This window comes from Komagataeibacter kakiaceti JCM 25156 (assembly GCF_000613305.1).
The window spans coordinates 1-551 of sequence record NZ_BAIO01000905.1 but is presented as its reverse complement, the minus strand read 5'-3'; the positions used below and the strand labels follow the sequence as shown (position 1 = coordinate 551).

Sequence of the window (551 nt, the reverse complement as noted above, 5' to 3'; positions counted from 1 at the left end):
CGGCAAAGATGTCGGCCGGGCTGTCCGCGCGCAGGCTGCGGCCAAGGTCGCGCCCCAGACGCGCCGCGTCGGATGGCGCGCCGCTTATGGAGCGCTTGAGCAGGAACGACCCGTCCTCCCGCGCGACAAGTCCGGTCAGATGCAGTTCCGGCGCGCCTCCGGCCACGACCGGGATAAGACGGGCGTAGCCGCCAATGGGCGTGCGGCACGAGCCATCCAGCTCCGCCAGCAGCGCGCGTTCGGCGGTGGCGACGGCCCGCGCCTCGTAATCCTCGATCGCGGAGAGGAGTTCGCGCAGTTCCACGTCGCTCTCACGCACCGTAACGCCCACGATGCCCTGCCCCGCCGCCGGTACCATGACGGTGGGATCAAGGATCACATCCGCCCGGTCTTCCATGCCCAGACGGCGCAGCCCCGCATAGGCCAGCAGCGTCGCGTCGCACTGCCGCGCCGCCAGCTTGTCCAGCCGGGTCTGCACATTGCCGCGCAGCAGGCCGAATTTCAGGTCGGGCCGCACATGCAGCATCTGCGCCTGGCGGCGGACGGAGGCG

General features: G+C 71.0%; 1 protein-coding gene. It reads right to left on the bottom strand.

Annotated features, from left to right (window positions below; all coding sequences use genetic code 11):
• Nucleotides 1-551 (bottom strand): hydroxymethylbilane synthase (locus JCM25156_RS19945; RefSeq protein ID WP_025814543.1); only part of this gene is annotated, 551 nt, incomplete at both ends.